The sequence below is a fragment of the Microcoleus sp. AT3-A2 genome (assembly GCF_036705685.1).
Classification (GTDB): Bacteria; Cyanobacteriota; Cyanobacteriia; order Cyanobacteriales; family Microcoleaceae; genus Microcoleus.
In genome coordinates this window covers 167,348-175,024 of sequence record NZ_JAUBVF010000006.1, presented here as the reverse complement: position 1 = coordinate 175,024, position 7,677 = coordinate 167,348, and the positions used below count along the sequence as shown (strand labels likewise).

Below are 7,677 nucleotides of genomic sequence, written 5' to 3'. Positions count from 1 at the left end.
ATTATACTGATGATCCGTAAAAAAGTCATGCTGGAGTTGACGAGTATTTATACTCATCGCAAAAGTGACATGCTCCCCTTAAGGTGCTTATTGTACGCCTAAAGTTAGATTTGTGGCGCAACTCCCGCCAATAGTTAAAAACTTATACTGGAAAAGGCATTAACCGCCCGTAGGCTGAATCTAGGAGCCATTTTGTCCTGGTTCAAGTCATTGTGTTTGATAAAATCAGAAGTTATCCTTGCTTTAGCTGAATAATTAAGTAGGTAGAGGGATATATAATGACAAGCAGCAAAATTATTTTGAGTTACTTAGGCCCGCGAGAAATTGAGGTCAATAGAGCCGCTGTCTTACTTGGCACTTTTGACAAAAATCTAGTGGCAGCGATTTCAGCAACAGAAGGCTCAAATGCCCTGAATGTCGGGCTAAATCTCTCTAGAGGCATTTGGAACATCAGTTTAGAAAAAGGATTCGATAGCGCAGGAACTCGCACAGTGCAGGTGAGGGCAAGTGATAAGACCGGCAAAGTTCTCGGCCAACAAACAATTAATATCAAAGTTAATCCTGCTTCTGGGTCACCCGCTCAATTATTCACGTTAATTACTCTCACAGATACCAAATTCAAAGCCGGAACACTGCCCGCCAGCAATCTCAACGAGCTGCAAAAAGCGGACATACCAGCAGGGAAAATTTATCAAATTAGAGACTACCAGTTAGAAGACGGTCACCTGAATGTTCAACTAAATAATCCAATTCCTCCGGTGGGAACCTCTGGTTTTTTCTACGAAAAACACGTACTTATAACCAAAGGCGCAAAAATTCTCATATTCGATCGCGCCGAGTTGCCGACCCCGCCGCCTGGAATGCAGTTACTGTGGGTGATCAAAAAGACCTGGTTAAAGTTCACCCCCACAGATTCTGGAACTTTAGGACCCACTCAAAAATTACAATTTAACCCAGGAGAAACTTTCAATATTCTCGGCTACGCTTGCGTGGAAAACCATTTCCGAGTCGCTTTTGCTCAGGCAGTTCCTAACTTAGGAACTTCGGGATTTCTGTACTGGCAGCACGTCCAAATTTTGCGAGACGGCAGGGGAATTGAGTATGATAGAAATGCTGTTACGATGACAATCATCAAAACGACTGTGTTTAAAAAGCGGCCGATAAATGCCGCTAGCCTGCCACCCCAAGAAAAAATTACCTTGCCGGCGGGAATGATTTACGGAATTGCCGGATTCTCGATCGAACAAAGCCACATAAAAGTCTCGCTGACCGAGAATTTGCCGCAATTTGGCAATACGGGTTTCATTTATCCCGATTTTGTGCAATTCAGCCGCGGTGGCAAATCTTTTAATCCCGCTGTGAATTTAACTTATCAAGGGCCGTCAGAAGTTTTAGTAAATCAGCCGATCGTCCTTCGGGGTACTTTTGACCGAGAAAAAGCAGCAAAAATTGACGTGATAGCTGAGGATAAATTTCCCCTAAGCGTCACGCTAAACCAAGAGGCCAGCACTTGGCAAGTTAATTTGTCTAAAGGATTTAGCGTAGCTGGAGCTCGGTGGCTCAGGTTGCGGGCAACTGACAGCAAAGGCAACGTTACTGGCAGCCAAATAATTTACATTACCGTAACTTCCGATCCGCTAACTGTCGGACGAGGTTTGACCTTAAAGATAGTTTCTGACACTTTGTTTAAGGTAGGCCCCCTTGATTCTTCCCGGCTCAACAATCAGCAAAAAGTTTTTGTCAAAGCAGGCCAGACTTTGGCGGTGAGCAAATACGGATTTATGGACGGGCATCTCAAGGTGGTTCTGGATTCAGCAATTTGGCCGATCGGCACTTTTGGCTATTTTTATGAACCCGACGTTCAGTTGGCAAAAGGTACTCAAATCCTAAAATTTAACCTGGCTGACGTACCGAATAGTAACGTCAGCGCTCAACTGTTGGTAACTCAAACAACTCAGATTAAATCTAAACCCGAAGATTCATCGAAACTGCCTGCCGATCAAATTGCTCAAATAACTTTAGGCAGCACCTATGCCATTACTGGTTATGCCTGCATTTTGGGGCATTTCCGAGTAACTCTCGCCGAATCTATTCCCGGTTTCGGCAATATCGGATTTATTTATTGGCAGGACGTTAAAATTAAAAAAGACGGCAAAGAAGTTCCCTTTGACCCCGATGCTTTGACGATGACAATCCTGCAAGCAACTGTCTTTAAAAAACAGCCGGTAGATTCTGCTAGCCTGAGCAGTACCGAGAAAACTACGCTGCCTTTAGGTCGAGTTTATGGCGTGAACAGCTACGGTGCAGAAGGATCTCACCTGAAAGTTTCCCTGACTGAAGAACTGCCGAATTTGGGCAATACAGGTTATGTTTTTCCTAGTTTTGTTCAGTTCAAGCGGGGAGATAAAATTTTCGATCCGGTTCCGAACAATGTGGAATTGAACGTGCCGTATTTTTCCCAGCGGGACAATCCGCGTTTTGACTGGTCTACTTGCAACGTAACTTCGATCGCGATGGTACTTTATTACTACGGCATTCGTTCTGAGGGGGGCGGACAGTTGGAGGATGAGTTGTTGCAGTGGTGTTTCGATTATGCCGGCCAGGGTTCTCAAACCGATCACAGCGTGCTTTCGGCGCTGATTCAGGCTTACGGGTTTAAGACGAGTTTTAGTACGACTCGCACGTGGGCCCAGGTGCGATCGGAATTGCTGAATCGGCGGCCAGTAGTTTTAGCAGGAGATTTTACTGCGGCCGGTCACATTCTTACTGTAATTGGCTACAATTCTCAAGGTTATATAGTGCAAGATCCTTGGGGAAATGCACTCACTGGTTACAGCGATACTGAAGGGAGAAAGTTGATGTATCCCTACAGTTACGTCAATCAAGTTGCTGGGCCAGATGGGAATGTTTGGGCGCATTTTATCTCTCGATAGTCTACTCTACTGTTTGCAATTTGTGAGGCACTACGGCTATTCGTAAGGTGTGCATAACAGCTATTCGTAAGGTATTTAATGCACACCCTACCTAACTTAGGAAATCTTGCGCTGAATTTTGCGTTTCGCTGCGCCAATACCTAAAAAGCTCAATCCTACTAAAGTACCGAAGATAGTAGCAGGTTCTGGCACTGGTTCAGCAGAACCTTGTTCAAAAGAGCCTTTAATGGCGATCGCATCGTTAGCGCACTCGGCAAAAAAGTTAGCAATATAGTTCCCCGAAGGCATTGAGGATTTATTAAAACTGAATCCAATTGTTTGAGAACCCACGGCATTAAACTGAGCGAAATTAAGACCGAGGACACTCAAAGTTGCTGGCGTTAAAAAATTGATCTCTCCTACTTTTGTACCCGTAACTATGGAGTTGAGAATAGTCGAGTTTCCTGTTTGTTGAAAATATGGGTCTGTGGCCGCTAAATCGCCCATTGATGGGGTTCCGCCTTGAGATGCCACTACCGTATTGAATTGGTTTAAATTGCTAAAGCCAGAGTTAGTTTGGGTGACGTTTTTAGCAGTAACGTTACTGTAAACGCCTGTTGTCGCCACGCCGGAGTCATTTCCTTCGGCAAAGCGGATACCAAACAAGCTGCTGTTTGCGTTAGCTATATTGAAATTTTGACCGGAAAAATTGAAGAATAAATCGCCGTAGTTGATGTTGCCTCTTTGAGCTAGTGGGTCGGCATATCCTGCTAAACTTAGATTAGAATTGATGGCGATAAAAGCTGTATCTGATGTTTCTTTGATGGCGATGCCGTAAAATTCAAATTCCCCGCCACCAATTTGGGGCCCTGTCACGCCGTCGTTGAAGGAATCGATCGCATAATTCCAGCCGTTAGATAGCGTTGCTGCTGTAGCTTTTTGTTGCTGTAGTGCGAAAATGGCACAGAAAATAGCCACTGAGTAAGTCCAGTGGATGCTGTTTTTAGCAATGGATTTCATAAAATGCTCCCTGGGAATCATTGTTAAATTGTCCAGTCTGCTCGCTCGACTGTTTTTAATTTTTATTTAGTAAATCATACATTCGGGCCGAATTCCTTAAAGTTTTGCTACATATTTGGTCAGGCTAAATCCTATCAACTAGATTGGTTAAAACAACGAACTCATGCGAGTAGCTAAATACAGCAATCCTCACATCAGTTGTAAAAATATGTAGGGGTAGTGCTAAAAGTGCCTACCTCAGCCTGCATCGGGGCAACCGGGCGTGGGGAGAGCCCCCTACAAGAATTACACAAATCATTTAGGATTGCTATATAGGACTGACGCAGGCACAGTATTATAGTGGGGCTGCATAAGTGCTGTAGGTGCAAATAAACCGACTACCGGGTTTGGGCGGTTGAGAACAGCAATAAACTGCCGGCTAGTCCACATATAGGCGGTATCCGCCTCTACAATATCTTATAGTTTTTTCATGCCGATCGACTTAATTGATTTTTTATCAATTACTAATTAATTTTGACAATTGGGGGCGTGATGTTGTTGTAGATGCCGAGCCCGGATTCTATTAATAATTCGATTGTTTGATTAATAATTTTCATAAATAGTCTTTCATCCCCAGCGCTGTTCAATAATTATAATTACGTTGGTTGGGATGACTTCATTCCTCCAACTCCTCAAATGCCGATCGCGCACAACAATTTTACTAATTTTACCATCAGCGTTCAACCCAACAGGCTCTCATGAATCAGCACTTTTTCTGTAAGTGCCGCACAAAGCGAGAATTGGAGAATCAAAAAAAATCATACGGCAAGAACGATCGCACGTTTTTAGAACACCGAAGAAACTTCCGGTTCTACATCCGCTGCAGGCATCGTGGGTCCCTTCTAACTCGGCCGATGGTTTCTGCACTCTTATGCGCTGCATAAATCAATCAAATTTTTAAATGCTGTTAATATATCGCCGACAGTTCGTTGACTATCTTGACTCTTCCCTTGATCACAGAACGCAGCAGGCGGTTGATCGAATGTCTGTATTCATCGTCGAGAGAGTCGTCCAAAACAGCGGCCATCAAGCCGTAGCGATCGGCTAAAGTCAAACAACCTGTATCCGTAACAGAGGCAAGCATTTCGGAAATAGCGCCGGGGATAAGTTGAACTAAAAGCATGAGACGTTCACTGAATTCGATACTTATATCATCTCTCGTTCTCCAAAAATTAATAGTGACGCTGGCATAGCACATAATGTGATGTTTTGAGGCAAACTGTGTGACAGCGACCGCTCTAATTTTGTGACTATCTCGTTTTAAGTCTGCGATCGCACTCACAACCTTAATCTTAGATATTCCAATTTCCCCCTCTTCCGTCCTAAATCTAAAGATTTAGAGAGATTTTTCGGTTTTAGGGGTGTCTTTACCCATTACCGATGTATAAAACGCATGAGCTCTATGCGAAATATTCATAAAACTCAATCTTTTGTAAAAATAGCTACGAATATTTACAATCGTGGGCTTTACATTAGCTCATAACAAAGGTGCATCGAAACAGAGCGATCTACCGAATCATCGGTAGCAACTATAACCATAAATAGTTTGGCGACGTTCGAGCCAGCGCCCAGTCAAACTCAAGTTTACAGAAGACCAACCATGCTTAAAAGAAATTCCATCTAGTAACTAAATATACAGTTTTAAATCCATACAGTCACTAAGGTTAGCAGGAAACACACACTTTATGCTCCAAGTCAATACCTCCCCACAAGCCAGCAGCGAGGGTAAACCGATGACCCAAACAATAGAACCCAAAGCCCAAGCGAGCCTGAATAAGTTTGAAAAACTCAAAGCCGAAAAAGATGGCTTAGCATTAACAGCCGAACTCGACCACTTCGCCGCGATCGGCTGGGAAGCAATGGACGAAACCGATCGCGAGCACCGCCTCAAATGGCTCGGCATCTTCTTTCGGCCAGTCACTCCTGGCAAATTCATGATGCGGCTGCGCTTGCCCAACGGCATCATTACTAGCAATCAAACCAGAACGCTAGCAGAAATCGTCCAACGCTACGGCGAGGACGGCAGCGCCGACATCACCACCAGACAAAACCTGCAATTGCGCGGAATTCGCATCGAAGACGTACCCGACATCTTCCGCCGCCTCAAAGAAGCGGGCATGACCAGCATCCAGTCTGGCATGGACAACGTGCGTAACATCACGGGTTCCCCAGTCGCTGGCATGGACGCCGACGAACTGATTGATACGCGGGAACTGGCGAACGAAGTCCAAGACATGATTACGAATAGCGGCGAAGGCAACCCCGCGTTTTCCAATTTGCCGAGAAAGTTTAATATTGCGATCGCAGGCTGCCGCGACAACTCAGTCCACGCAGAAATCAACGACATCGCCTTCGTACCCGCTTACAAAGACGGCAACATCGGCTTTAACGTTTTAGTCGGCGGTTTCTTCTCCGCCAAACGCTGCGAAGCTGCAATTCCTCTCAACGCATGGGCAAGTCCCAGCGACGTTGTAGATTTGTGCAAAGCAATTTTAACTGTGTTTCGCGATCAAGGCCCGAGAGCAAACCGCCAAAAATCGCGGCTGATGTGGCTGATTGACGAACTCGGAATCGAACAATTCCGAGCCGCAGTCGAACAAGAATTAGGGCGCACTTTGCCCGCCGCCGCGCCCAAAGATGAAATCACCTCGGACAAACGCGACCACATCGGCATCTACCCCCAAAAACAATCAGGGCTCAACTATGTAGGGCTGCACGTTCCAGTCGGACGGCTGCAGGCATCGGATTTGTTCGATTTGGCGAGAATTGCCGAGGTTTACGGCAGCGGCGAACTCAGGCTCACCGTCGAAGAAAACGTCATTATTCCCAACGTTCCCGACTCGCGGATTGAATCGCTGGTCAATGAACCGCTGTTGCAGCGTTTTTCGATCAACCCCGCACCTCTAACGCGAGCATTGGTTTCCTGTACCGGCGCTAAGTTTTGCAACTTCGCCCTCATCGAAACCAAAAGCCGATCCGTGGCAATGATTGAGGAACTCGAAGTCGAACTGTCAGTTCCCAAACCGGTCAGAATTCACTGGACGGGTTGCCCCAATTCCTGCGGTCAACCCCAAGTAGCAGACATCGGTTTGATGGGAACAAAAGTTCGCAAGAACGGCAAAACCCTCGAAGGTGTAGACATTTACATGGGAGGCACAGTCGGCAAAGACGCTCATTTGGGTACTTGCGTCCAAAAAAGCATCCCTTGCGAAGACCTCAAACCAGTGCTGCGCCAACTGTTAGTCGATAACTTCGGGGCCGTTCCCAATCCATCTCAAGAAAATGTAGTTTCGCTGAACCGGCAACTACAACTGACGGTTGATAGGGACGAAACGGCAGTCCCGGCAGCCAAACCTCAGACATCTACTGTCATTTTCGCTCGATCGGGCAAAGAAGTTGCTTGCAGCGAAGATGAGTTCATTCTCGATGTTGCCGAACGGGCCGGAATCGAACTTGACAGCAATTGCCGGTCGGGAAGCTGTGGCACTTGCCAGCAAAAACTCCTAGAAGGCCAAACAGTCTACGACAGCCAACCCGACGCGGCCCGAGACTTAGAACCAGGGTTCATTTTAACTTGCAGCGCACGGGCGATCGGCAGAGTGTCGATCGACGCCTAATCTCATCATGTGAGATGCGATGCCAAGGTCGCGAATCAATCTCACATCTCACATTTCCAAGATCTCAAAGTACAACAACAATTCAAGAC

At 45.9% G+C, this 7,677-nt stretch carries 4 protein-coding genes; 2 read left to right on the top strand and 2 right to left on the bottom strand.

Annotated features, from left to right (window positions below; all coding sequences use genetic code 11):
- Positions 1-278 precede the first annotated feature (278 nt).
- Positions 279-2,933: a C39 family peptidase gene (locus QUB37_RS06305; RefSeq protein ID WP_333160168.1), complete on the top strand. Its 2,655-nt coding sequence runs from the start codon at positions 279-281 to the stop codon at positions 2,931-2,933.
- A 96-nt stretch (positions 2,934-3,029) separates the two neighbouring features.
- Here the strand turns inward: QUB37_RS06305 and QUB37_RS06300 are convergent, their stop codons facing one another.
- Complete coding sequence (locus QUB37_RS06300) at positions 3,030-3,932, bottom strand: PEP-CTERM sorting domain-containing protein (RefSeq protein ID WP_333160166.1); 903 nt, start codon at positions 3,930-3,932, stop codon at positions 3,030-3,032.
- Positions 3,933-4,878: 946 nt separating this feature from the next.
- A complete protein-coding gene (locus QUB37_RS06295) occupies positions 4,879-5,094 on the bottom strand; it encodes a hypothetical protein (RefSeq protein ID WP_333159210.1) in 216 nt (71 codons plus the stop codon).
- Between the two features lie 562 nt (positions 5,095-5,656).
- On the opposite strand from QUB37_RS06295, the gene QUB37_RS06290 reads away from it, so the two are divergent.
- Positions 5,657-7,588, top strand: coding sequence for a ferredoxin--nitrite reductase (locus QUB37_RS06290; RefSeq protein ID WP_445300007.1), 1,932 nt, complete (start codon positions 5,657-5,659; stop codon positions 7,586-7,588).
- Positions 7,589-7,677: the final 89 nt, after the last annotated feature.

What these genes read in the sequence shown, in the direction of transcription:
- QUB37_RS06305 (WP_333160168.1), top strand. Translation starts at nt 279, where the DNA reads ATGACAAGCAGCAAAATTATTTTGAGTTACTTAGGCCCGCGAGAAATT.
- QUB37_RS06295 (WP_333159210.1), bottom strand. Translation starts at nt 5,094, where the DNA reads ATGCTTTTAGTTCAACTTATCCCCGGCGCTATTTCCGAAATGCTTGCC.
- QUB37_RS06290 (WP_445300007.1), top strand. Translation starts at nt 5,657, where the DNA reads ATGCTCCAAGTCAATACCTCCCCACAAGCCAGCAGCGAGGGTAAACCG.
- QUB37_RS06300 (WP_333160166.1), bottom strand. Translation starts at nt 3,932, where the DNA reads ATGAAATCCATTGCTAAAAACAGCATCCACTGGACTTACTCAGTGGCT.